The sequence below is a fragment of the Polyangium sp. 15x6 genome, from assembly GCF_029960785.1.
Classification (GTDB): domain Bacteria; phylum Myxococcota_A; class Polyangia; order Polyangiales; family Polyangiaceae; genus Polyangium.
In genome coordinates this window covers 1-22752 of the sequence record NZ_JASBQE010000111.1, presented here as the reverse complement: position 1 = coordinate 22752, position 22752 = coordinate 1, and the positions used below count along the sequence as shown (strand labels likewise).

Sequence of the window (22752 nt, the reverse complement as noted above, 5' to 3'; positions counted from 1 at the left end):
CCCTCAGGGGAACACGACGTCCACCGGCGTGGAGCTGCTCCCCGACGCGGGCGCTCCATTGCCGAGCTGCCCGAGGGTATCGCTGCCCCAGCATTTCACGCCCTCCTCGAAGAGCGCGCACGTGGAGACCTGGCCGCCGTCGATCTTGATCGCGCCCGCGGCGTCCGTGATCTCGGTGGGCGCGCTGCGGTTCGTGGTCGTGCCGTCGCCGAGCTGCCGCGAATCGTTCAATCCCCAGCAGAACACGGCGTTGTCGCTACGAATGGCGCAGGTGTGGTTGCCCCCCGCGCCGATGTCCACGATGTCCGAGATACTCGAGACGAGCTCGGCCGAATACACGAAGCTCGCCGAGCCCGAGCCGAGGCCGAGCTGCCCGTAGTTGTTCGCGCCCCAGCATTTCACATCGCCGCTCGAGAGCAGCGCGCAGCCGTGGTTTTGCCCGCGCACCATCTTCACGGCGTCGTCGATCCCCGAGACCTCGACGGGCTCGTCCTGATTCGCGCTCGGGCTCCCGTTGCCGAGCTGGCCGAGCCAGTCGTCGCCCCAGCAAACCACCTTGCCCGTGGCGCGGAGCGCGCACGTCGAATACGCGCCGGCGTCGATCGCAATGGCGTCGGAGAGGCCCGAGACCGTCACGGGCGATGCCTCATACGAGCCCGTCGAGCCATGGCCGAGCTGCCCGTAGTAGTTTTGCCCCCAGCACTCCACCTCGCCCGAGGAGAGGAGGGCACACGAATGCTCGTACCCCGTGGCGACCGCGACTGCGTCCGTGATCCCGGAGATGGCCGTGGGCGTGGTCTTCGGGCTGTACCACGAGCCGGCACCCGCCTTGTTGTAGCCATTGTGACCCCAGCAATACACCGAGCCGCCTTCCGTCGCCGCGCAGGCGTGGAGGCCGTACCCGTCGACGTCCGCGACGTCGCCGAGGCTCGGGTTCAGCTCGGGGGCCGCGCGGGTCGTCGTGTCCCCGAGGCCGAGCTCGTAATTGGCATTATAGCCCCAGGCATGGAGGTCTCCGCCGTCGGCGATGGTGAACACGTGCGAGTAGCCGACCTCGATCTTCTGGACGATGGTGATGGCCTGCGAGGTCTCGGCGGTCAGCCCCTCGGACGGCGCGTCGATCGGACCGACGCAGGCGGCGAGGAGCAGGGCGATGGGGGCGAACGTGATGGCGTGACGAATCCTGGACATGGGAATGCCTCTTTTCAAGGAAGTGGATGTGTCGCGGCGCGGCTCACTCCGGACTTTCGCAATCGGAGCCCTACAAGTCGTACCCCTCCTCGCGCCTGGTGATGTGCTTGCTCCCCGACGAACCACATTGCAAGACGCCGCCCAGGGGGTCGTGGGAGCACGCGGAGTCGCAGTTCCCCACGACGTTGAGATTGCAAGAGGGGTTCGTGCCGCAGATGCGCTCGTCGAGCAATTGCTCCGCATCGCAAGTGTCCGCCACGTCCGAGAAGTAACAGACGTTGGCGACGAAATTCGGCGCGAACAGGTTCCCCCATGCGCGCGACTCCGACACCGGGAACGCCTCGATCTGCGCCGAGGTCGGCTGGAGCTCCGCGCGGTCTCCCTGAAGGAGGATGGGCATCACGATGCCGTATCCATTGAGGTGAGCCAGCAGGCAAGACGTGACCCACCATTGATTGTTGCTGCTGAGAGAGCTCGTCCGCCACTGGTTCGCGAGCCCGAGCCAACCAGCGTACGTGATGCCCGTATCGGGATCCGTCATCGAGGTGCCCTCGGGCAATGCGCACACCGCGAGGTATTTGAGGGCCTGGCCCCTGCACGCGCTCGAGACCGCGGACAGATCCGCGACGCCGTCTTCGGGGAGGTTGCCCTCCGCGTCATTGTGGAGCGCCTGCTGCGAGAGGTCCCTGTACGCCGACTGGACGCTGGGGTGCCAGAAACAATCGACGCTGAAGCCGTTGTTGCTGCCCGGCGGCCTGGGGTCGGGGTCGCCGGGTTCCTGCGTCTCCAGGTAAACGGCGAAATCGTCGGCGCCGAACGGGTTCTCGGCCTCGGCTCCGGCACAGCCGGAGGCACCGACGAACGTCAAGATGGCAAGACCGGTCAAGGAACGTTCTGCAAATGCAAACATGGGAGACCTCCTCATGGCTCACTCCGGGATTACGCAATCGTAGCCGTACCAGTCATAATCTTTCACGCGCGCGCTGATGTGCTTGTTCCCCGACGAACCGCATTGCAGGAAGCCGCCGATCGGGTTGTAGAAGCACGCCGTGTTGCAGTTCCCCACGATGTTGAGATTGCAATGCGGGCTCGTGTCGCAGATACGCTCGTCGAAAAGTTGGTTCACGAGACAAGAAGTCCCCATATTCGTGAAATAACATACGTTGGCGACGAAATTCGGCGCGAACAGGTTCCCCCACGTGCGCGACTCGGGCACCTGGAACTCCGCGATCTGCGCCGAGGTCGGCTTGAGCTCGGAGCGGGCACCCTGGAGCAGAAGGGGGACCTCGATCCCGTACCCATTGAGGTGCTCGAGCAGGCAAGAGGTGACCCACCATTGGTTGTCGCTGCTCAGCACCTGCGTCTTCCACTGATCCGCGAGGCCGAGCCAGCCGTTGTACGTGACGTTCGTATCCGGATCCGTCATCGAGGAGCCCTCGGGCAGTGCGCACCGAGCGAGATACTTGAGGGCCTGATTCCTGCACGTGGTCGTGACCTGGTCCAGGTACGAGATGGTATCGGAGATATGGCCCTCCGAATCCACGTAAAGCGGCTTCTGCGCGAGGAGCCTGTACGCCGCCTGGATGTCGGGATTCCAGAAGCAACCGGGGTTGAACAGGTTGCTGCTGCCCGGCGGCCTGTCCTCCGGATCGCCGTCGTCTTGCGTCTCCAGGGAGACGTCGAAATGGTCGGCTCCGAACGGGTTCTCCATCTCGGGCGCGCCACAACCCGAGGCGACGACGCTTGCGGCAACCACGAACAAGGAAAGGAAACGCGACTTCAGCATGGGAGTCCTCGACGGTGTATGAGCCATGGGATTGCACACCCCGTGCCACGCGGCCGAGGCTCATTTCCTCGGTGTTTCGTGGGGCCTCGGGGCTCCCGACGGCAACGCCTGCGGGAGGGCCCCTGCAGCTGGTGATGGCCGGAGCCTGCAGCGCGGGCTGGGGCGGGGTGTCTTCGATGTGTAGCAGCTCAGCGGACGTTCACTGCAGAAGCGCGTCGGCCTCCCGCATTTCGTCCTCGTGCTTCCGTTCGAGCAGGGCGTTCTCGCGGACCGCGGCCTCGAAGGCGTCCTTCGCCCGGCGGGCCGCCTCGACGCGCCTGTTTCTCACGGTCGCCGCGCGCGCCCGCACGAGGTAGAGCTGGCCCATCGACGCATGCGCCGTCCCGAGATGCGGGTTCTTTACGAGCACCTTCTCCGCCATCTGGAGCCCCGCCGCGACGTCGACCTCGACATCGCGGCCGGCTTCGGCCAGGAAGGCCGCACGCAATGCATGAAGCTCGGCCATGATCTCGTAGACGGCCGCATGGTCCTGCGATGTTCGGAGCACCGGCTCCATGAGCCCGAAGGCATCGTCGAAGGACGATGACTTCGCCCTTCCGAATTGCAACGCCGCGCGGAGGGCCGTGTACTCGATGCGCCCGGCGAGAATACGACTCGCGAGGGTGCTGCGGCCACGAATCGAGTCCGCCTCGCGCACGGCCTGCCGCGAGGCGTCGAGCAGCGCCTCGGGGTCCGTCCCCCGGCGCAGGGCCTGCCTCGCGTCGAGGAGGCGACAACGCGCGATTTCCACGAGGAGAAACGGATCCCGGGGCGACGCGCCGGCAAACGTATGGATTGCCGACACGGCGGCCGCCGCATATACCTGCGGATCACGCCCCAGCGCGGCCTCGTATGTCGCGAGCATTCGATTCGCGCGCGCCTGCCAGTAGACCGTGCGCCACGGATCGGTGTTCCTCCGTCCTTCGAGACGGGCCAGGGCTTCCTGCAGAGCCTTCACGGGCTCGTCCGCGATCGTCCCGTGCTCCAGGTCGTGCTCCAGCAAGAGCACGAGCACCTCGACCATCCAGAATGCGGGAATCGAGAATGCTGGGTCCAGCGAGAGCGCGTGCTCGAACTGCCGCCGCGCGTTCTCCAATGCGTCTCTCGCGACTTGCCCGCGCTGCCGCGCCATGTCCGACGCGAGGGCGTAGACCTGTCCGAGCTCGTTGTATGCCCAGGTGAAGAGCGGATCGAGCGAGAGGACGCGCTCGTACGCCTCGACGAGCTCCTCGATCGCGGCCTCCTTGCCGCCTGCCACGAGAAACTTCGCTTGCTCGTGCAAGGCCGTGGCCACGGCATACTGGGCCATCACGTCCGCGGGACGCACGAGCGCGGCCTCTTCGGCGGCGTGAATGGCTGATTGGATCACGTCGAGCGTTCCCTCCCGCGCACCACTCGCGACGAGCGCATTGCTGCGCGCGGAAAGGACGAGCCCCCGTTGCACGAGCGCCTTCCCATCCCTGGAGCTCGCCTGCACGGCGCGATGGCAAGCCTCTTCGGCGATTCCGAGCGCCTCCGAAGCAGGCGCGCTCCGCACGAGCTCCGCATACCCCATCTTCCCCCACAGCTCACACTCCGCCCGGTGCACCTCCGGATCGCTCCGCCCCATGTTCGACGCGGCCGCATACGCCCGCGCCGCCGGCTCGAAATACGATTTCATCTTCTCGTAATCGAACGCCGCGTCGTGCCGGTACTTGCTCCCCTCCGCGAAGAGCGCGTCCCCTTCGAGCTTCTTCGCCTCGTGCATCCAGGGCGCCTTCTCGAATGCCTCCCGCGCCTTCGCCGCGGCCTCCTCGTTTTTCCCCTCGTACAGCGCGATGAGCCCCTCCGCGTACGCCGGCACCTCGATCCGCGCCCCCATCGCCGCCCGCAAATGACCGAGCGCCGGATCCCGGAGATCCCTCGAAAGCTCCGCGACCTTCTTCTGCCGCTCCTCCTCGTTCGTGATCCGCCGCGTCTCGGCGAGCGCCTGCTGATACAGCTCGCCAATCGCCCGCCCGAGCGCATATCGCAAATCCGGCGACGAATACCCCGCCGCGATCGCCTTCTCCAGATGCTCCCGCGCCCCCTCCGGATCCCCGAGCGCGAGATACCCGCGCCCGATCGCGTAATGCCCCGGCCCCTCCCCCACCTTCCCCGCGGCCGCCATTCGCTGCTCGATCTCCGCCAGCCGCGCGCGCACCACGTCCCTTTCCCGCTCCACGTCGTGCAGCGGATACGCGTACGCCGCCCGCAGGAACAGCTCCATTTCCTTCACGCCCTCGCCGAGCTCCCGCGCGAGCTCCGCCTGCTCCGCCGCTTCTCGCTGGGCCCGCACCCACACGCCGCCGAACCCCAGCGACGACGCGACGCCGAGCGTCAACAGCGACGCGACCAGCTTGTGCTTGCGCGCCCTCTTCCAGAACAAGTATCCGATCGAGGCCCGCTTCGCCTGGATCGGCTCGCCGTCGAGGAACCGCTGCAAATCCTCCGCGAGCGCCCGCGCCGAATCGTATCGCCGCGCCGGATCCCGCTCGAGGCATTTCATCACGATCGTCGCGAGCTCCGAAGGCACCCCCTTCTGCACCCTCCCGATCGTCGGCGCGTCCTCGTACGCTACCATCATCAAGAGCTTCCACGGGTGCTCCGCGACGAACGGCGGATGCCCCACGATCATGTCGTAGAGCGTCGCCCCCAGCGAAAACACGTCCGAGCGACGATCCATCGCCCGCACGTCCCCTTTCGCCTGCTCCGGCGGCATGTACGCCGGCGTGCCGACCACCGCGCCCGTGCGGGTTTGTCCGCGGTCCGAGACCTCCCGCGCCAATCCGAAATCCATGATGTACGGCTTGAGCGAGCCGTCCTCGCGCTTCTCCACCAGGATGTTCCCCGGCTTGATGTCCCGGTGAATGATCCCGAGCCGGTGCGCCTCGTGCACCGCCGTCGCGATCTCGCACATCAGCTTGACCCGCTGCTCCAAGGTCAGCCGATCCTTCCAGCGCGACAGCGGCTCGCCGTCGATGAATTGCATCGCGATGTACGGCTCGCCGTCCGCCTGCCCGGCCTCGTACACGCGGCAGACGTGCTCGTGCTGAATGCGCGCCTGCGCCCGCGCCTCGCCCAAAAATCGTCGCCAGAGCTCCGGATCGTCGCCCTTCAAGAGCTTCAGCGCCACGGCCCGGCCGAGGCGTGGATCCATGGCGCGGTAGACCGTGCCCATCCCGCCTTCGCCGACGAACGTGATGTCCTGGTATCGCTCCGAGAGCGACGGCGGCACGCCCCGCCGCTCGGCCGGCGGCCCCGGCAGGACGAGCGGCACCGTCGACGCGTGCCCGATCTCCGCCTGTCCTCCGTCCTCCGCCGACATGCCCCGGGAAGATACACGCGCGAAGGCGGCCACGACAGGCCCACGTGATACCCTCTCCCCTGGCCATGCTCCGCGCCCTCCTCGACCACCTCGCGCGCCTCTTGTCCCCTGCGAAACCGAAAGAGCCGCCCTCGCCCGAGGAGCCCGAGGACGACGAGCCATTGCCCGACCCCGACGCAATCGCCGTGCTCCCGATCGAGGACGCGATCGACCTGCACGGCTTTGCGCCCCGCGACATCCCCTCCGTCGTGGAGGAATACCTCCTCGAGGCCCACGCGCGAGGTTTTCCCGAGGTGCGGCTCATTCACGGCCGCGGCAAGGGCGTCCAGCGGCGTGTCGTGCAATCGCTCCTGGCGCGTCACCCGCTCGTCGAATCGTTTCGCGACGCCCCGGCCACGCGCGGCGGCTGGGGCGCGACGATCGCGCGGCTGAAAATCAATCGAGCTTGATCGTCACACCCACGCCGAAATGGTCCGAGGCGAACGCCCGGCCCTCGTACCGCGGAGGACAACCCGAGAGCTCACCGAGCGGCGCGACGAGCTCCATTGCGATCTGCGCCGGCGCGGCCCGCGGCGACGTCCACACGTAATCGATGAGCGCCCGCTCCGGGCCGCCCTCGTGAAACGCCCGCGCCACGTCGTTCTGCTCCGTATCGTACGTCAAGAGGCCCGCGCGCGCCGTGTGATCCGTCAAGCTCTCGCCGAGCCGAAGCGACAAACTCTCGTATTCGCGGGTTCCACAAGGCACGTTCAGATCCCCGCAAAGCACCGTGGGCACGCCGCTCGAGAGCGGCTCCCGCAGCGCGTCGCAGAGCGCCTCGACCTGCGCCTTTCGCACCGCGAGACATTCCTCCGGCGACACGCGCCCGTCGTCCGCCTGCAAATGCGTGTTCACCAGGAAAAGCTCGCGCCCGCCGGGCAAACGCACCTCCGCGAGCGCGGCGCCCTTCCGCGCGAATCCGTCCGCCCCCACGCCGCGCGGCAATCGCAAAAAACGCGCCTTCACGGGGAATCGCGACAGGATCACGAGCCCCGCACCGACGAGCGTCTTCGTCACCGCGCAGGGCCCCGGCGGATCGTGCCAGAGCTCGGAAAAACCTCCCGCCGCCCGCAGCGCATCGAGCCGCTCGTGCACCCCGCCCACGAAGTTCTCCTGGATGCACACGATGTCGAAGCGCGAAAGCGCCTCGGTCACCGCCGGCGCGCCGAGGCGCTCGGGCCAAAAAGGCCGGCCCTCCAGGAAATCTTCGAGGCTCTGCGGCGCGCCGAAGCAGTTCCAGGTCGCGAGCCGAACGGACAGGGGCCCTTGGTCCTTCATCGAGGAAGCATTCTAATGCAACACGCGAGCCCCGGCCGCCTCTTCATTTCCTGCGAGGAGCGTTTTTCCCGCGCTTTCGCTCGGAGAGCGCCCAGCGGATGCCCATCTCCAGCGTCGAGCGCGTCACGATCGTACCGAGATCGAGCCCGAGCCCGACGATCGTGTGCGCGACGTCCGGCCGCAGGCCCGTGAGCAGCACCTCCGCGCCGAGCAGCCGCGCCGCCTGCGTCGCCGAGACGAGCGCGCTCGCCACCTGCGCGTCCACGACGCCCACGCCCGTCACGTCGAGGATCACGACCTCCGCCGCGTGCGAAACGATCCCTTCGAGGAGCGTCTCGAGCACCTGCCGCGCCCGCGCCGAATCGAGCACGCCTACGATCGGCATCGCGAGCACGCCGTGTCCGATCGGCACGAGCGGCGTCGACAGCTCCCGCAGCGCGTCCGCCTGCCGCCGGATGAGCTCCGACGTCGCCCGCTGCTCGGTGATGTCCGTCGCGAGCCCCACGAGCCGCACGACCTTCCCCGACGCATCCTTCACCGGAAATGCCCGATCGCGCACCCAGCGGATCGTCCCGTCCGGCCGCTCGATCCGATATTCGATATCGTATTCGCCCCGCTCCTGCAGCGACAGCGCCTCGAAAACGCTCGGACGATCGTCGGGGTGAACCGCTTCGAGGAAATGGACGCGCTGCTCGTACACCTCCGACCGCGGCCGGCCCCACACGGTCTCGTACGCAGGGCTCACGTATACGAGCGCGTGTCCGTCCACGTTCGTCATCCAGAAGACGTCGGTGATCGTCTCGGCGAGGAGGCGGAACGTCTCCTCGCGCTCGGCGAGCGCGCGCGTGGCATTCTGGGCCTCGGTGACGTCGCTGAGCGTCGCCACGTACTGCTCGATCGCGCCGTCCCCGCCCCGCTGCACCATCACGTTGACCAGGATCCACACGCGATCACCGGTCTTCGGCCGATCCACGCCGATGGTCATGGCCGCGAGCGACTCGCCCTTCCCGAGGGCGCGCGCCATGGGGGCCTGGTCGGGGGGCAGGGGTTTGCCGTCCTCGTCGAGCATCGCCCAGCCCGGATCGTTCGGGGCGCGGCCGAGCATCTGCGCCTCGGTCAGGCCGAGCAGCTCGAGCGCGCGGCGGTTCACGAAGCGCATCTCCCCCCGCGGCCCGCGGATGACGAGGCCGATCTGGAGGTTCCGGAGCAGCACGTCGAAGCGCGACTCCATGGCCGTGAGATCCCGCGTCCTTCGGGCCACGGTGTCCTCGAGCTCGCGCCAGCGCGCCGAGGTGTCGGTCATGTCGCGGCCGATCGACACGACGAACGAAACGCCGCCGTCCGCGCCGCGCATCGGCGTGTAGCTCGTGTCGAGGTAGACGACCTGCCCCGATCCGCCGCGAATCTTGTGCACCAGCTGCACGACCTCGCCGCTCGAAAACGCGCGCTCCACGCACTGCTCGATGCTCGAAGCCCGGTCCCCATAAAGATCCCGCGGCGACTTGCCCGCGAGCGCCTCCGGCTCGAACGCGAAGAGCGCGGTCGCCGCCGGGTTCGCATAGACGAACCGCCGCGCCGCGTCGTAGACCACGCAGACATCCTTCGACTGCGCGAAAAAAGTAGGCGCATCGAACGGCAGCGGTGGGGCGGGGGCGATTGTAGAGGTGACCATGGGCCTATCGTATTCGCAGGATCGCGCAAGGGACGTGCGCAACGCAACTGGGATCCCGGAAGACCACGGCCGATGCGGGATCGAGCAGGTTTCCGCCGGGGGCGTGACACGTCGAGAGCGTGCTGGGCCACCTCGACCGGGGCGTCCGCCGGGAGAGCAAAAAACAAGAGCGTGACAAACGGGGGGATTCGTTGAAAATGGTGGCAGAGCGCGGCAAGATCCGCGCTGCCTTCGAGGCACGATGAGCAAGGCGCGCGCAGGATCGAAGCCCACGAAAAAGGCCGCCGCAAAGGCCACGAAGGTCGGACGGAAGACGACCTCGAAGGCCGCCGCGAAAAGGCCCGGGGACAAGCCCGCCCTCGCGCCGAACGTGCCCGAGGTGCCCGAGGTCCGGTCCGCACGCACCGAGCCTCCGCCTGCCGCGGACGCGTCGCTCGTCAAGAAGTGGGCCGAGCGCGGGGCCGCGCTGCTCCGCGAGCTCGCCGCGCACGGCGCCGAGGACCACGAGTATCGCGTGGACCTGAAGGACGGACGTTTCGTGTGGCTCGACCCGCGCGGACGCGTCTCGGCCGAGGCCCGCGCCCGCGCGCTCTGCAGCTACGCGCCCACGACGTCCTCGCTGACCATGGCCTGGGCCGATCCGCTCCTGCGCGCGGCCTCGGTGCGTGCGATCGAGCGGCTGCCCACGGAGCGGGACGACGTCGACGAGGAGGAGGCCTGGGGCGTGGCGATCGCCGCGGCCGAGGCCTCGGGCGCCGACTGGCTCTACCGCGTGGCCGCGCCGCACTCGTGGTACTTCCTCGCGCTCACGGAGCTCTCGTTCCAGCCGATCAGCCCATCGTTCACGCCCGGTTCGCCCGCGGGGCTCGTTCTCCTGGAGCTCGAAGCAAGCCGCAAGGCGATCCGCTCGGGCGCCGAGCCCGCCGTGGTGGTGCGCGAGCGCCTCGCGCGCGTGGGCAGCGCGCTCCTGCACGAGGCCGAATACGCCTACCGCAGCACGGACTGGGTCTCGCGCCTCGCGCGGACGGGAAAACGGCTGGAGAAGCTCGCGGGCAAGGTGCCGGTGCCGTCGTTCGAGTCGGTCGCGAAGGGCGCCACGTCGTCGGAATGGCTGGCGCCGGACCTCGCAGGCAGCCTCGACGAGGCGCTAGGGCTGCTCGTCGACGAGTGGCGTCTGTTCGCCTAGGGCCCGCACGATCACGTCGACCCCCGCGCCCGCCGCGATCTCCACCGCGGCCTCGGGTTTGTCCGTCCGGATGATTCGTACGGAGCCGTTGTTCCCCCCGGTCACGACGTGCGAGAACCGGTGCGCCGCCGCATATCGCAAGGCATCCGCCCCCGGCGCGCGAAACGCCGTCGCGACGCCCCGCGCCCGCAGCGACGATGCCAGCGCCTCTCCCGGCGGATCCGCGGACACGAGCACCCGGATCGGCCGCTCCTCCCGCACGCCCGCGGCCTCCCGCGCCCGCGCGATCGCGTCGAGGTGAAGGCCAAACCCCACGGCCTGCAGGGGCAAACCAAAACGCCCGAGCAAATCGTCGTATCGACCCCCCGCGCCCACGGGCTCGCCCGGCCCCGGCGCGAGCACGTGGAAGATCGGCCCCGTGTAGTACGCGAAGCCTCGCACCTCGCCGAGATCGAGCCGCAAGACGTCTCCGAGCCCGCCCTCCCCCGTCCCGCGCGCCGTCTCCCAGAGCGCGCGAAGCTCGCCGAGCGGCCCTTCCGCCCCGGTCCCCGCGAACAGTTTTTCGGCGCGGGAGAGGATCTCCTCGCCCGGCCGATCTTCTGCCCCGCCCGCGAGCTCTGGCAGCGCCACGAGCGCATCCGCCACGCGCGCCGGCACCCCTGAAGCCTCCCGGCCCGCGAAGAGCGCCCGGAGCCGCGCGGCGTCCTTCTGCGCCAGCGCGTCCGTCACCTCCACGTCGAGCGGCGACGGCACCGCGTCGACCAGGGCGCGCGCGATGAGCGCGTGGCCGAGGTCGATCACGAACGATTCGAGGCCCACCACGCGCGTCACCGAGGCGAGGAGCCGCAGCGCTTCGAGGTCCCCCTCCGGCGACGGCGCGCCGTAGAGCTCCACGCCGGCCTGCGGGATTTGCCGGTGCTTCTTGGCGCGACCTTGGCGGCGACGGACGATCGTCCCCTCGTAGCAGAGCCGGATCGGCACGGGCTCGGCGGCGAGGCGCGTGGCCACCATCCGCGCGATCTGCGGCGTCATGTCCGGACGGAGCGCGCACACCTCCCCCGACTCCGGCTCCACGAAGCGCAGAACGTCGCCGGGGTCGAGGGCGCCGAGGCCCTTTTCCAGCACCTCGGCCAGCTCGAACGCCGGCGGCGTGACCAGGTCGTATCCGTGCAGAGCGAAATGGTCGAGGATTGCTCGGGCGAGCGCGCGCCTTCTTCTCGTCTCCTCCGGTAAGAGATCACGCATCCCGGCGGGCAACGGATGCGACAGCGCCTTGGGCGGAGAGCCAGCACGGTCCACGCGGGGCTTATACCGCGGCTGGGCAATCCGTGCGCATCGTTTGTGCCCTCGCTGCGATGGCCCACACGATCCGCGAGGCGCGGAGGCACATCCCTCACGCCCCGACGTGCCAGCGGCGCCAGCCATTCGCGCGGATCCCGACCTGCCATGCCTGGCAAATGACTTGCTAACCCCGACCACCTGCCAGGCGCGCCCACGAAGTGCCGGGAATGCGCTGGCGATGGAGGCTCTCATGGCCGTCCAGGCCGTCACGACGACGCGTACCTCCGCGGCACCGCCCGCGCCTGCCGGGGCCGAGGCCCGGCTCAGCGAGCTCATCGAGCGCGTCAAGAATGGCGACACCGTGGCGCTCGACGCGCTCACGCGTGCCATCCGGCCGCATGTGGAGCGGCAGCTCGCCCGGTATCCCGTCTCTGACGAAGACAGGCTCGACCTCGTTCAATCGACGCTCCTCCAGGTCATCCGACGAATTCGCTCTTTCCGCGGCGATTCGAGCTTCACCACGTGGCTCTTCCGGGTCACGGCGAACGAAGCTCTGATGCTGATGCGCTCCCAGAGGCGTCAGCGGGCGCGGTTCGTCGGCGGCCTCGACCTCGAGGACCTCAGCGTTCTGCCCACGATGCGCGCCCCGGCGCTCGAAGACGACGCGGCGAGCGTGGCCGAGCGCGAGCGGTTCGTCCGGCTCGCCCTGGGCGAGCTGCCGAACGACTATCGGGACGTGGTGATGGCGCATTACCACGAGGACCTCGGGCTCCAGGAAATCGCCCAGAAGCTCATGGTGAGCGAGAGCGCCGTCCGTTCGCGGCTGCACCGCGCGCGCCTGCGCCTGCGCGCCATTCTGAACGCGACACCTTATGGCCGCGAGCTGCAAGCGGGATTCGGCCCGGTCGAGCGCCGGGGGCCGACGGCTGGGTGACGCTCTACCCACCCAACCCCGTGCGGCCTCCCGTACGCAACGCCAGGGTGACACCGATTTGCCATCGACGGACCCTGTTCGGCGTGGAAAACGGTGGTAAGGTCCGACCATGCGCCCTTGCGTCTTGCTTTCGCTCTTCGCCTCGACCCTCGCCACTGTGTTCATTGCGTGTGCCACCTCGAACGGAGGCGGCGCCCCGGATCCTTCGGGAGATGGCGGAGCCGGGGCGACCGGGGGAGCCGGTGAGGGAGCGGGCGCGGGCGGCTCGGGGGGCGTCGGCGGCGGACTTTTCCAGGACGATGGGGGGACGGGCACGGACGCTCCGCCCCTCTCGGACGACGCCGCGTGCGCCTCGACGGCGTCCGAGGCGACGGTCGAAAAACTCCCCGTCGACATCATCTGGGTCGTCGACAATTCGTCGAGCATGCAGCCCGCGATCACCGAGATCAAAAAGGGCCTGAATGCGTTCGCCGCGCTGATCGCGGCGAAGAACCTGGATTACAAGGTCATCATGCTCTCGCTCCGGAACAAGACGAGCCCGGTGCAGGTCAGCGGCAGCACGCGGTATCCGATCTGCATTCCGGCGCCGCTCGCGGGCGACGACAATTGCGGCAATGGCGCGCGGTTCTTCCATTCGAGCGTGGACATCCGCAGCGTCCAGCCGCTCGAGCAGTTCCTCGGTACGCTCGGACAAACGGACGGCTACAAGCTCGGCGACGAGAGGGGCGGCGAGCCGTGGAAGCAGGAGCTCCGGCCCCAGGCGACGAAGACGATCGTCATCGTGTCGGACGACAACTCCCGGCTCTCGGCGAACAATTTCGAGAATTTCCAGGGCGGGAAGAACCCGGCGAACACGCTGACCTTGCCGCCGGGGATCCTGAACCCGACGTGGAACGGGCTCTTCACCGATTACGTGTTCAGCGGCATCTACGGCTGGGATTCGCTCTCGAACCCCAACACGGTCTGCCAGTACGCGGACGGCACCGAGCCGCCGAGCTCGGGCCCGACGTACACGACGCTCGTGAACAAGACGGGCGGCGTCCGGGCGAAGCTCTGCGACGGCAGCGCCGCGTGGCAGCCGTTCTTCGACGCGGTCGCGCAGGCGGTGGACCAGACGGCGAAGCTCTCGTGCGAGCTCGCGATCCCGAAGCCGCCCTCGGGCGAGGACCTCGATCCGGAGCTCGTGAACGTGGCCCTCTCGAACGGCGGCGCGCCGACGTACCTGCCGCGCGTGGCCGGCGCGGCGGCCTGCAGCGGCGGCGGCGGCTGGTATTACGACGACCCCGCGGCGCCGAAGAAGGTCATCCTCTGCGAGACCTCGTGCGACCAGGCCCAGGCCCTGGTCGGCGAGGACAAGACGGGGAAGATCGAGGTCTTCTTCGGCTGTCAGTCGATCATCAAATGACCACGCCGATCCGCTCGAACGGCGCCCGGAGGTCCTCCGGCAGCGCCGCCTCGAACGTGATCGGCTGCCCCTCCCACGGATGCACGAAGCCGAGCGAGCGCGCGTGCAGCGCGAGCCGCGCGAGGCCGAAGCGATCCCGATAATCGCGGTTCAGCGCGCCCTTGCCATAATTCGCGTCGCCGATCAGCGGATGGCTGATGTGCTTCATGTGCCGGCGGATCTGATGGAGCCGGCCGGAATGCGGCTCCGCGTCGACGAGCGAGAGGTGTTCGCCCCGCCAAACGCGACGGAACGACGTCGAGGCGGGCACGCGCGGGCCGCCCTCGCGGCGGGGGATCGGGTGGTCGATCGTGCCGGCCTCGGGCGTGACGCCGCGGACGAGCGCGAGGTAATGCTTTTCGACCCGGCCCGCCTCGAACATCTCGCAAAAGGCGCGGGCGCTCTCGGAATCGAGCGCGAAGACGAGCACGCCGCTCGTGGCGCGGTCGAGGCGGTGCACCGGAAACACCTTCTGGCCGATCGAATCGCGGACCTCGTGCATCGCGGTCCGCTCGTCGTCGGACCAGCCGGGGTGGACCGCGAGGCCGGAAGGTTTGTCGACGACGACGAATCGTTCGTCGTGGTGGAGGATCGAGAGCAACGCGCCTAACGCAGCTTGATCTTCGTCGTCGGCTCGCGCCAGCGCTGCACGATGCCGGGCAGCATCGACAGATCGCGCACGGTCACGTCCGGCCCCGCCTGCACGAGCGTCTCGACCGTGGAGAAGCCGGACTCGACGCCCACGGCCCAAGTCCCGGCGTTTCGTGCACAAAGGATGTCCTGCGGGCCGTCGCCGACCATCACCACCGCCGCCGGCATCGCGCCGAGCTGCTTGGCCGCGAGCAAGAGCGGCGCCGCGTCGGGCTTGCGCTCCTTCGTGTCGCCGCCCGCCACGATCGCCCCGAACCGATCCTCGATCCCGAGCGCCCGCAGCACCACGTCGGTCGCCGAGCGATGCTTGTTCGTGCAGATGCCGAGGGCCATGTTCTCCATCGACGCGAGCGCCTCGATCGCCTCCAGCGCGCCCTTCGCCCAGCGCGTGAAATCGAGCGGGTGCTGCTTGTAGTAGTCGAGGAAGAGGCGGACGAGCTCGTCGACCTCCGGCGCGTCCTCCGGGATCTTCGCCGCCCTCGCGCAGAGCGCGCGCGAGCCGTCGCCGACGAGGCGCACGATCACCTGCGCCGGCTGCGGGCTGCGCCCCGTCGTGAGGAGCGCGTGGTTGAGCGCGGCCACGATATCGCCGCGGCTGTCGAGCAGCGTCCCGTCGAGATCGAACACGACCGCTGTGGGGGGAAGCACGGGGCTCATCCTAGGCGATCGCCGGCCGGGTCTGGAAGGGGCAGGAGGGTTTTACTTCCGCGGGCCGGTCACGCGGATCTCCCGGAGGCGCGCGCGTACGGCCGCGTATCGCTCCTCCATGCCCCGACGCGTGTCGGGCGAACGCCAGAGGTCCTTCCGTTCCTCGGGATCCTGGCCGAGGTCGTAGAGCTCGTAGCCGGCGTTGTTCGAGACGATCAGCTTGAGGTCGCCGTGGATGAGCGCGCGGCGCGCGTCGTTGTAGGGGCCGGCCGGCATGTCGATGACGACGTCACGATCGGCCGGCTTCTGCCCCTCGGGCAAGAGCACGTCGGCGAGGAGCGAGGTGCCCGAGAGGAAGTCCGGGCCCTCGGCCGCGGGGTTTGGCGGCTCGATGTGGAAGAGGTCGAGGATCGTGGGCGTGAGGTCGATGAGGCTCCGGCGCGACTCGATGCGCGCGGGCTTGGCGCCCGGGACGTGCACGAGGAGCGGCACGCGCACGAGCGGCTCCCAGAGCTCGAAGCCGTGGCGGAACATCTTGTGCTCGCCGAAGGCCTCGCCGTGATCGCTCGTCACGACGATCGCCGTGCGTTTGCCCCAGGGCGCCGCGCGGATGCCATCGATGAGCCGGCCGATGTGTTTGTCCGTGAACGCGACCTCGCCGTCGTAGAGCGCGCGCTGGCCCGCGCCGAAGCTCGGCACGTCGTCGTGGCGCAGGTAGTCGGCATGCGGGTCGAGGTAGTGCACCCAGAGGAAGAAGCGTCCCTGCGTGTTCTCCGGCTTCGCGAGCTGCGCGAGCGCCGCGTCCGTGAGCGTGTGGCTCGACTTCATGTCCGCCACGTCCCAGGGCGCGTTCTCGGGCGGCGCGGCCGAGAGATCGACCACGTCGAAGCCGGAGTCGAGGCCGCCGAACTTGCCGAAGTAGCGGTGCGCGTGGACGCCCATCGTGCGGACGCCCGCGCGCGAGAGGCGCTCGGCGAGGAAGGTCTCGGTGTCCTCGAACTTGTTGAAGTGCCCCCAGTTGCGCTGCGTCTCGCTGCCGTACTTGCCGATCAGCATCGGGCCGACGCTCTTGCCCGTGTACGAGGCGAGCGAGTAGGCCCGGAGGAACACCGCGCTCTCGGCGGCGAGCTTGTCGAGGTTCGGCGAGACGGGCTGCGGATAACCGGCGTAGCCGAGGTCCGCGCGCAGCGTGTCCACCGTGATGAGCACGACGTTCAGATCGGCGGGGACGTCGGCGCTCTTCGGCGCGGGCGCCTGTGCTGCGGGCGAGGGCGCGAGCGCGGCGAGGACCTCGGCGCGGAGGTCCGAGCCCGAGCAATCCTCGTCGATGCCGTTGTCGGGGATCTCCACGCCGAGCGGCCCGACCGACGCGTCGCCCTCGCGGCAATCGCCGCCGCCGAAGAGCGCGCTCGCGCCGTCGTGATCCCGATCGGCGAGCTTGCGCATCGCCGCGAGCGAGAGCTTGCCGAGCGGCGCATCCCGCTCGATCGCCTGCGCCACCGGCGCGCCCTCGCCCCCGAGCGAGACGGCCGTCCGCGGCGCGAGCAGGACCGGCGCGAGCGCGACGAGCGCCGCGACGAACGACCTGCGCGGCGAGGCGAGCGCGGACGAGAGGACCGCGGCGAGCGCGACGAGCGAGAGCATCCCGACCGCGCGCAGATCGAGCTCGGGGCGCTTGAGCACGCCATAAATCCCGAACAGCCCGCCCTCGCCGCTCGGCCCGCCCGTCGCGACGCCGAGGCCGAGGAGCAGGCCCACGACCACGATCGCGGCGAAGGCCGTCTTCGCGGGATCCACGAACGCGGGTCGGCCCTCGCTCGCCGTGGCCAGGGCTTGCCGGAGCGCCGGCGTGAGCGCGAGCGAGAACAGCGTCGCGAGGAGGCCCACGAGCAGCGTGCCCGTCGCGATGGAGAACCCCGCGAGCGGCGCGGCGACGTCGAGCGCGAGCAGCGCCCGCGCGAGCTGCGCGGAGAGCGTCATCCACAGGAACGCGGCCACGATCGCGAGCGGCACGAACGCGGCCACGTCCGCGGGCCGGCCCTTGGCGCGCGCGCGCAGCGACGCGACGGCCGACGCGGGTGTCGGCGCCGCCTCGGGGAAGAGGAACACGAGCGACGTCGCCACGACGAGCCCCACGATGAGCGCGACCGGCGCGACGAGGCCTGCGTCGGCCACGAAGATCGCGACCGCCTTGCCGGCGTCGATGCGCTCCTCCTCGCCGCCGCGCGCGTAGGCGGCGTCGAGCGCGGCGGCGGCGAGGCCCGCGACCGACGCGCCCATCGCCCCGCGGGCGATCCGGCTCGCCCAGGCTCGAACGTACAGCGCCGTCTTCATCCCTTGTTTCGAGCGCGCGACGCGCCTCTCTTCGCGAGCGGGTGCGCCGCGTCGTACACCCGGGTCAGGTGATCGATCGAGACATGCGCGTACCTCTGCGTCGTCGACAGGCTCGTGTGCCCGAGCATCTTCTGGATCGCCCGCAGATCCGCGCCGCCGTCGAGCAGGTGCGTGGCGAACGTGTGCCTTAGCGCGTGCGGGTGCAGGTCTGCGCGGCCCGCGCCGAGCGCACCGTACCGATGCACGAGGTGCTGCACTTGGCGCACGCTGATGCGCCGGCCGAGCCTCGACACGAAGAGCGCCCGCTCGTCGAGCGCGCCCGTCTTCGGGTGCCTGAGCTCCTCGCGCCGCCCGAGCCATCGCACGAGCGCGGCGCGCGCGTGCGAGCCGAACGGCACGATCCGCTCCTTCTGCCCCTTGCCGAGCACGCGCGCCCTTCCTCCGTCCGTCTCGATCTCCACGTCGCCGACGTCGAGCCCCACGAGCTCCGACACGCGGAGCCCCGAGCCGTAGAGCACCTCCAGGATCGCCCGATCCCGCTGCCCTTCCGCCGTCGCCTCGTCCGGCGCCTCGACGACCTCCGCGGCGGCGTCCGCGTTCACGAACGTCGGCAGCGGCCGCCGCACCTTGGGCAGCTCGAGCTCGGCCGCGGGGTTCTTCTCGATCTCCCCGCGCCGTTCGAGCCAGCGCAGGAAAGCCCGTACCGCGGCGATCTTCCTCCCGATCGAGGGCGGCGCGTGCGTCCGGGCGAGCTGCCCGAGGAAACCTCGCAGCACGAATACGTCGAGATCTCCGGGACCGCGCACGCGCCCGCGCCGCTCCTGCACGTGGGCGACGAGCTGGGCAAGGTCTCGACGGTACGCAGCCACGGTATGCGGCGACGCTCGACGCTCCTCGCCGAGGTGGCGCACGAACCGCGCCACAGCCTCCTCGAGGCCCGCGCCCTTCGCGGCGTTCTCCGGGACCGCGCTCTTCACGGCCCTTCCCGTAGCATCGCCCCCCGCCCCCGGGCAAAGAGACGACGGCGGCCTGCGCCTCTCGTATCGATCGACCGGCCCGAACCGGAACGTTCCGCGAAAAGATGCCTTCCGTGGGAGGGAACGGGTAGATTGCTCCTCGGGGAACCTATGGAAGGCGAGACGCTCGACGGCCGCTACAAGCTCGGGGAGGAGCTCGGCCGCGGGAGTCATGGCGTCGTGTACAGGGCCGAGGACCTGCAAACCGGCGCCGAGGTCGCCCTGAAGCGCCTGCGCACGCAGGGCCAAGGCGACCCGCAGCTGCCCGCGCGGCTCCTCCGCGAAGCCCAGTCCCTCGCGTCGCTCTGGGGCACGAGCGTCACGCGCGTCCACGCGCTCGAGACCGACCCCGAAGGCGCCTTGTACGTGGTCATGGAGCTGCTCGAAGGCGAGAGCTTCGAGGCGCACCTCCAGGATCTGGAGTGCTTCGGCGATCGTTTGAGCTCGTACAATCTGCTCACGCTCCTCGATCCGATCGCGCGCGCTCTCCACACCGCGCATGCGCTCGGCATCGTCCATCGCGACGTCAAACCCGCAAACCTCTTCCTCCTCTCGCCCGAGCGCGGCGGCGGCGTGCGGCTCCTCGACTTCGGCCTCGCGGAGGTCCTCGGCTTCGAGGCGCTCACGGCCGAGAACAAGCGGGATGGCTCGCCGAGGTACGTCGCGCCCGAGGCGTGGCGCGGCGAGCCGCTCGATCATCGCGCCGACGTCTACTCCTTCGGCGCCGTCGTCTTCCGCGCGCTCGCCGGCCGAGCGCCGTTCCAGGGCGACTCCCTCGCGGATCTCTCCCTCGCCGTGACGACCGCGCCGCGCCCCGAGCTCGCCTCGATCCGGCCTGACCTCGCCCCCGAGATCGACGCGTGGGCGGCCCGCGCGCTCGCGGCCGATCCGAACCAGCGTCATCCGTACATCCCCACGTTGTGGAACGACCTCATCCGCGTGATGATGAACGGCAAAGGCCCGAGCGCCGATCGGGTGCGACAAACCTTCCGCCTACCCGGCTAGCCCTGCATGTCGCCTACCGAAGAGAGCGCGCAGTCCATCGAGATCGACAACGAGCCCGCGGCCGAACAGCCGGTCGACGTCGACCAGGCGAACGCCGAGGCCCATCAAAAAGCGCTCGAACGCGCGCGGGATCTCATCGGCCAGACGATCTCGGAGCGCTACCGCATCCTCGACCTCGTCGCGATGGGCGGCATGGGCGCGGTCTACCTCGGCGAGCACGTGCTCATGCACAAGCGCGTCGCCGTGAAGATCCTGCACCCCGAGAGCGACGACAACCCCGAGATCGTGGCGCGCTTCGAGCGCGAGGCCCTCGTCGGCGCGCACATCGACAACCCGAACATCGCCCACGCGACCGACTTCGGGAAGCTCGACGACGGCTCGTACTTCCTGATCCTCGAGTACGTCGAAGGGAAAAACCTCGCCGAGGTGATCCGCGAAGGCCCGATGAAGCCGCGCCTCGTCGTGCACGTCGCGCGGCAGATCCTGCTCGGGCTGCAAGCCGCGCACGAGCTCGGCATCGTGCATCGGGATTTGAAGCCGCGGAACGTGATGCTCGAAGCGGGCTTCGTGGCGAAGCTCATCGACTTCGGCTTCGCGAAGGTCTCGGTCGGCAAGCTCCCGCTCACGGTGCCCAAGGAGGGCCGGCCGCCCTCGCGCCTCACGGGCGTCGGCGTGATCTTCGGGACGATCAACTACCTCGCGCCCGAGGCGGCGCACGGCATGGACGCGGTCGACGAGCGTGCCGACCTCTACGCGCTCGGCGTGATGATGTACGAGATGCTGACGGGCAAACACCCGTTCGACTCGACCGATCCGGTCGAGATGTTCAACCATCACCGCACGACCCCGCCGCCGCGTTTTTCGGTGCGCGCGCCGGACGTGAAGATCCCCGCCGAGCTCGAGCCGCTCGTGGGCAAGCTGCTCGAAAAGGACCCCTACGAGCGATTCCCGAACGCGGCCGCGGCGATCGAGGCGCTCGACGCGCTGTCGATTTCGAGCGAGGTCGTCGAGGAAGCGGCCGTTCGTTCGAAAAAGATGACGCCGCCGCCGCCCTCGGTCTCGGTGCGCCCCCCGGAAAAACCGAGCGAGAAGGCGGTCGCGGAGAAGGAGCCGGAAAAGGCTCCGCCGAGCGCGGAGGCGCGCAAGAAAAAGAAAAAGGCGCGCGGTGACGAACCCGCCCTCTCCGCGCGGCGCGCGCGAGAGAGAAAGCCGAGCCCGATCAATTACGCGCTCGCCGTCGTGGCGATCGTGGCCGTACTCGCCGCGGCGTTCTTCGCGTCGCGCTGAAAACCTCTCAATCGCCCGACATCGGCCCCGGATCCGGGATCGGGTCGCGCATCGTGACGAACTCCTCCGCGGCCGTCGGGTGAATGCCGACCGTCGCGTCGAATTGCGCCTTCGTCGCGCCGCATTTGATCGCAATGGCCACGCCCTGGATGATCTCCGGCGCGTCCGCGCCGACCATGTGCGCGCCGACCACCTTCTGCGTCGCCCGATCCACGACGAGCTTCATCATCGTTCGCTCGTCCCGCCCCGAGAGCGTGTGCTTCATCGGGCGGAAGCGCGCGCGGTAGACGTCGACCTTGCCGTACCGCCGCCGCGCCTCGTGCTCCGGCAGGCCCACCGCGCCCACCGGCGGCTGCGAGAACACCGCGCTCGGCACGTTCTCGTGGTCCATCTCGGTCGGGCGGTCGCGGAAGAGCGTCTCCGCCACGGCCCGCGCCTCCGCGATGGCCACCGGCGTCAGGTTGATCCGATCGGTCACGTCCCCGACCGCGAAGATGCTCGACACGCTCGTCCGTGAATACGAGTCGACCTTGACCGCGCGCACCTCGTCGAGGGCCACGCCCACCTCCTCGAGCCCGAGCCCCGCCGTGTTCGGCGCGCGACCCGTGGCGAACAGCACGACGTCCGTCTCCAGGATCTCGCCGCCCGCCAGGCGCACGGACAAACCGTCGGCTTCCTTCGCCACGCTGCGGAGAAGCGTCTCGCGCAGGATCTTGATGCCGCGCTTCTGCATGCCCTCGGCCACGGACTCGCGCACGTCCTGATCGAACCCGCGCAGCACGTTGTCGCCGCGCAGCGCGAGCGTCACCTCCGCGCCCGCGGCGCGCCAGATCCCCGCGAACTCGACGCCGATGTAGCCGCCGCCCACGACGAGCGCGCGCCGCGGCACGTACGGCAGATCGAGCGCCTCGTCCGAGGAAATGCCGAGCTCCTTGCCCGGAATGTCGGGCCGCACGGGCCGGCTGCCCGTCGCGATGAGCAGGTGCCGCGCCGTGTATCGCTTGCCGCCGACGTCGACCGTGTGCGGATCCACGATCCGCGCGAACCCCTCGATCGTCGTGACGCCCGCGTCCCGCAGCATGCGCACGTAGATGCCGTGCAGCCGATCGAGCTCGCGATCTTTCGCCTCGATGAGCTTCGCCCAGTCGAGCTTGGCTTCGCCGAACGTCCAGCCGAAGCCAGCCGCGTCTTCGAGCTCCTCGGCCACGTGCGCGCCGTGCACGAGCAGCTTCTTCGGCACGCAGCCGCGCAGGACGCAGGTGCCGCCCACGCGGCGCGCCTCGCAGATCGCGACACGCGCGCCGTACGAAGCCGACCGGCGGCTGCCCGCCACGCCGCCCGAGCCTGCGCCGAGGGTGAAGAGATCGAAGTCGAACGTGGTCATCGCGGGGCCTCCTCGGCGGGAAGTATGCGGGAGAAAGGGCCGGTGTGCGATGGGGTTTGGGGCGTAGCTCGGCTTGTCCGAGCGTAGCCCCATCGTCGAATGATGTTTGGGGCGTAGCTCGGCTTGTCCGAGCGTAGCCCCATCGTCGAATGATGTTTGGGGCGTAGCTCGGCTTGTCCGAGCGTAGCCCCATCGTCGAATGATGTTTGGGGCGTAGCTCGGCTTGTCCGA

General features: G+C 69.4%; 18 protein-coding genes. 6 read left to right on the top strand and 12 right to left on the bottom strand.

Annotated elements, in window-relative coordinates:
- Positions 1-3: 3 nt before the first annotated feature.
- From QHF83_RS44885 to QHF83_RS44870, 4 genes are all read right to left on the bottom strand, one after another.
- Positions 4-1191 (bottom strand): hypothetical protein, encoded by a 1188-nt coding sequence (locus tag QHF83_RS44885; protein ID WP_282424272.1) that lies wholly within the window; start codon positions 1189-1191, stop codon positions 4-6.
- 70 nt (positions 1192-1261) lie between these two features.
- Positions 1262-2101, bottom strand: coding sequence for a hypothetical protein (locus tag QHF83_RS44880; protein WP_282424271.1), 840 nt, complete (start codon positions 2099-2101; stop codon positions 1262-1264).
- A gap of 18 nt (positions 2102-2119) precedes the next feature.
- Positions 2120-2977 (bottom strand): hypothetical protein, encoded by an 858-nt coding sequence (locus tag QHF83_RS44875; RefSeq protein WP_282424270.1) that lies wholly within the window; start codon positions 2975-2977, stop codon positions 2120-2122.
- 199 nt (positions 2978-3176) lie between these two features.
- Complete coding sequence (locus tag QHF83_RS44870) at positions 3177-6362, bottom strand: serine/threonine-protein kinase (protein ID WP_282424269.1); 3186 nt, start codon at positions 6360-6362, stop codon at positions 3177-3179.
- A gap of 65 nt (positions 6363-6427) precedes the next feature.
- On the opposite strand from QHF83_RS44870, the gene QHF83_RS44865 reads away from it, so the two are divergent.
- A complete protein-coding gene (locus QHF83_RS44865; protein ID WP_282424268.1) occupies positions 6428-6811 on the top strand; it encodes a Smr/MutS family protein in 384 nt (127 codons plus the stop codon).
- Here QHF83_RS44865 and QHF83_RS44860 read toward each other — a convergent pair.
- Positions 6798-7679: an endonuclease/exonuclease/phosphatase family protein gene (locus QHF83_RS44860; RefSeq protein WP_282424267.1), complete on the bottom strand. Its 882-nt coding sequence runs from the start codon at positions 7677-7679 to the stop codon at positions 6798-6800. The genes QHF83_RS44865 and QHF83_RS44860 overlap by 14 nt on opposite strands.
- Positions 7680-7722: 43 nt before the next feature.
- Entirely contained in the window at positions 7723-9351 is a 1629-nt protein-coding gene (locus QHF83_RS44855; protein ID WP_282424266.1) for a PAS domain S-box protein, read from the bottom strand.
- A 241-nt stretch (positions 9352-9592) separates the two neighbouring features.
- On the opposite strand from QHF83_RS44855, the gene QHF83_RS44850 reads away from it, so the two are divergent.
- Positions 9593-10537 carry a DUF6882 domain-containing protein gene (locus QHF83_RS44850; RefSeq protein WP_282424265.1) on the top strand — a complete coding sequence of 315 codons (945 nt, stop codon included), beginning with the start codon at positions 9593-9595 and terminating at the stop codon, positions 10535-10537.
- Here QHF83_RS44850 and QHF83_RS44845 read toward each other — a convergent pair.
- The gene (locus tag QHF83_RS44845; RefSeq protein ID WP_282424264.1) at positions 10499-11836 is read right to left on the bottom strand and encodes an ATP phosphoribosyltransferase regulatory subunit; all 1338 of its coding nucleotides are present in this window, start codon (positions 11834-11836) and stop codon (positions 10499-10501) included. The genes QHF83_RS44850 and QHF83_RS44845 overlap by 39 nt on opposite strands.
- A gap of 232 nt (positions 11837-12068) precedes the next feature.
- Here QHF83_RS44845 and QHF83_RS44840 point away from each other — a divergent pair, with 232 nt between their 5' ends.
- Positions 12069-12752: an RNA polymerase sigma factor gene (locus tag QHF83_RS44840; RefSeq protein ID WP_272417459.1), complete on the top strand. Its 684-nt coding sequence runs from the start codon at positions 12069-12071 to the stop codon at positions 12750-12752.
- 109 nt (positions 12753-12861) lie between these two features.
- The gene (locus QHF83_RS44835) at positions 12862-14157 is read left to right on the top strand and encodes a hypothetical protein (protein WP_282424263.1); all 1296 of its coding nucleotides are present in this window, start codon (positions 12862-12864) and stop codon (positions 14155-14157) included.
- Here the strand turns inward: QHF83_RS44835 and QHF83_RS44830 are convergent.
- Genes QHF83_RS44830 through QHF83_RS44815 form a run of 4 tightly spaced genes read right to left on the bottom strand, consistent with a single transcriptional unit; the run spans position 14150 to position 18806 of the window.
- Positions 14150-14797 (bottom strand): pseudouridine synthase, encoded by a 648-nt coding sequence (locus QHF83_RS44830; protein ID WP_282424262.1) that lies wholly within the window; start codon positions 14795-14797, stop codon positions 14150-14152. The two genes, QHF83_RS44835 and QHF83_RS44830, sit on opposite strands and share 8 nt — an antisense overlap.
- A 5-nt stretch (positions 14798-14802) precedes the next feature.
- On the bottom strand, positions 14803-15504 hold the full coding sequence (locus tag QHF83_RS44825) for an HAD-IA family hydrolase (protein WP_282424261.1): 702 nt from the start codon (positions 15502-15504) through the stop codon (positions 14803-14805).
- Between the two features lie 42 nt (positions 15505-15546).
- Positions 15547-17829, bottom strand: coding sequence for a sulfatase-like hydrolase/transferase (locus QHF83_RS44820; RefSeq protein ID WP_282424260.1), 2283 nt, complete (start codon positions 17827-17829; stop codon positions 15547-15549).
- Positions 17826-18806 (bottom strand): tyrosine recombinase XerC, encoded by a 981-nt coding sequence (locus QHF83_RS44815; protein WP_282424259.1) that lies wholly within the window; start codon positions 18804-18806, stop codon positions 17826-17828. The genes QHF83_RS44820 and QHF83_RS44815 overlap by 4 nt, the downstream gene beginning before the upstream one ends.
- Before the next feature lie 150 nt (positions 18807-18956).
- Between QHF83_RS44815 and QHF83_RS44810 the strand changes: the two genes are divergently transcribed.
- Positions 18957-19850: a serine/threonine-protein kinase gene (locus QHF83_RS44810; protein WP_282424258.1), complete on the top strand. Its 894-nt coding sequence runs from the start codon at positions 18957-18959 to the stop codon at positions 19848-19850.
- A 6-nt stretch (positions 19851-19856) separates the two neighbouring features.
- Positions 19857-21137: a serine/threonine-protein kinase gene (locus QHF83_RS44805; RefSeq protein ID WP_282424257.1), complete on the top strand. Its 1281-nt coding sequence runs from the start codon at positions 19857-19859 to the stop codon at positions 21135-21137.
- A gap of 7 nt (positions 21138-21144) precedes the next feature.
- Here QHF83_RS44805 and gor read toward each other — a convergent pair whose 3' ends face one another.
- On the bottom strand, positions 21145-22521 hold the full coding sequence (gor, locus tag QHF83_RS44800; RefSeq protein WP_282424256.1) for a glutathione-disulfide reductase: 1377 nt from the start codon (positions 22519-22521) through the stop codon (positions 21145-21147).
- Positions 22522-22752: the final 231 nt, after the last annotated feature.

Bases quoted from the DNA above. Each gene is read 5' to 3' on its own strand.
- QHF83_RS44805 (WP_282424257.1), top strand. From the start codon at position 19,857: ATGTCGCCTACCGAAGAGAGCGCGCAGTCCATCGAGATCGACAACGAG.
- QHF83_RS44855 (WP_282424266.1), bottom strand. From the start codon at position 9,351: ATGGTCACCTCTACAATCGCCCCCGCCCCACCGCTGCCGTTCGATGCG.
- QHF83_RS44835 (WP_282424263.1), top strand. From the start codon at position 12,862: ATGCGCCCTTGCGTCTTGCTTTCGCTCTTCGCCTCGACCCTCGCCACT.
- QHF83_RS44810 (WP_282424258.1), top strand. From the start codon at position 18,957: ATGGAAGGCGAGACGCTCGACGGCCGCTACAAGCTCGGGGAGGAGCTC.
- QHF83_RS44870 (WP_282424269.1), bottom strand. From the start codon at position 6,362: ATGTCGGCGGAGGACGGAGGACAGGCGGAGATCGGGCACGCGTCGACG.
- gor (WP_282424256.1), bottom strand. From the start codon at position 22,521: ATGACCACGTTCGACTTCGATCTCTTCACCCTCGGCGCAGGCTCGGGC.
- QHF83_RS44875 (WP_282424270.1), bottom strand. From the start codon at position 2,977: ATGCTGAAGTCGCGTTTCCTTTCCTTGTTCGTGGTTGCCGCAAGCGTC.
- QHF83_RS44865 (WP_282424268.1), top strand. From the start codon at position 6,428: ATGCTCCGCGCCCTCCTCGACCACCTCGCGCGCCTCTTGTCCCCTGCG.
- QHF83_RS44820 (WP_282424260.1), bottom strand. From the start codon at position 17,829: ATGAAGACGGCGCTGTACGTTCGAGCCTGGGCGAGCCGGATCGCCCGC.
- QHF83_RS44825 (WP_282424261.1), bottom strand. From the start codon at position 15,504: ATGAGCCCCGTGCTTCCCCCCACAGCGGTCGTGTTCGATCTCGACGGG.
- QHF83_RS44880 (WP_282424271.1), bottom strand. From the start codon at position 2,101: ATGTTTGCATTTGCAGAACGTTCCTTGACCGGTCTTGCCATCTTGACG.
- QHF83_RS44860 (WP_282424267.1), bottom strand. From the start codon at position 7,679: ATGAAGGACCAAGGGCCCCTGTCCGTTCGGCTCGCGACCTGGAACTGC.
- QHF83_RS44840 (WP_272417459.1), top strand. From the start codon at position 12,069: ATGGCCGTCCAGGCCGTCACGACGACGCGTACCTCCGCGGCACCGCCC.
- QHF83_RS44885 (WP_282424272.1), bottom strand. From the start codon at position 1,191: ATGTCCAGGATTCGTCACGCCATCACGTTCGCCCCCATCGCCCTGCTC.
- QHF83_RS44850 (WP_282424265.1), top strand. From the start codon at position 9,593: ATGAGCAAGGCGCGCGCAGGATCGAAGCCCACGAAAAAGGCCGCCGCA.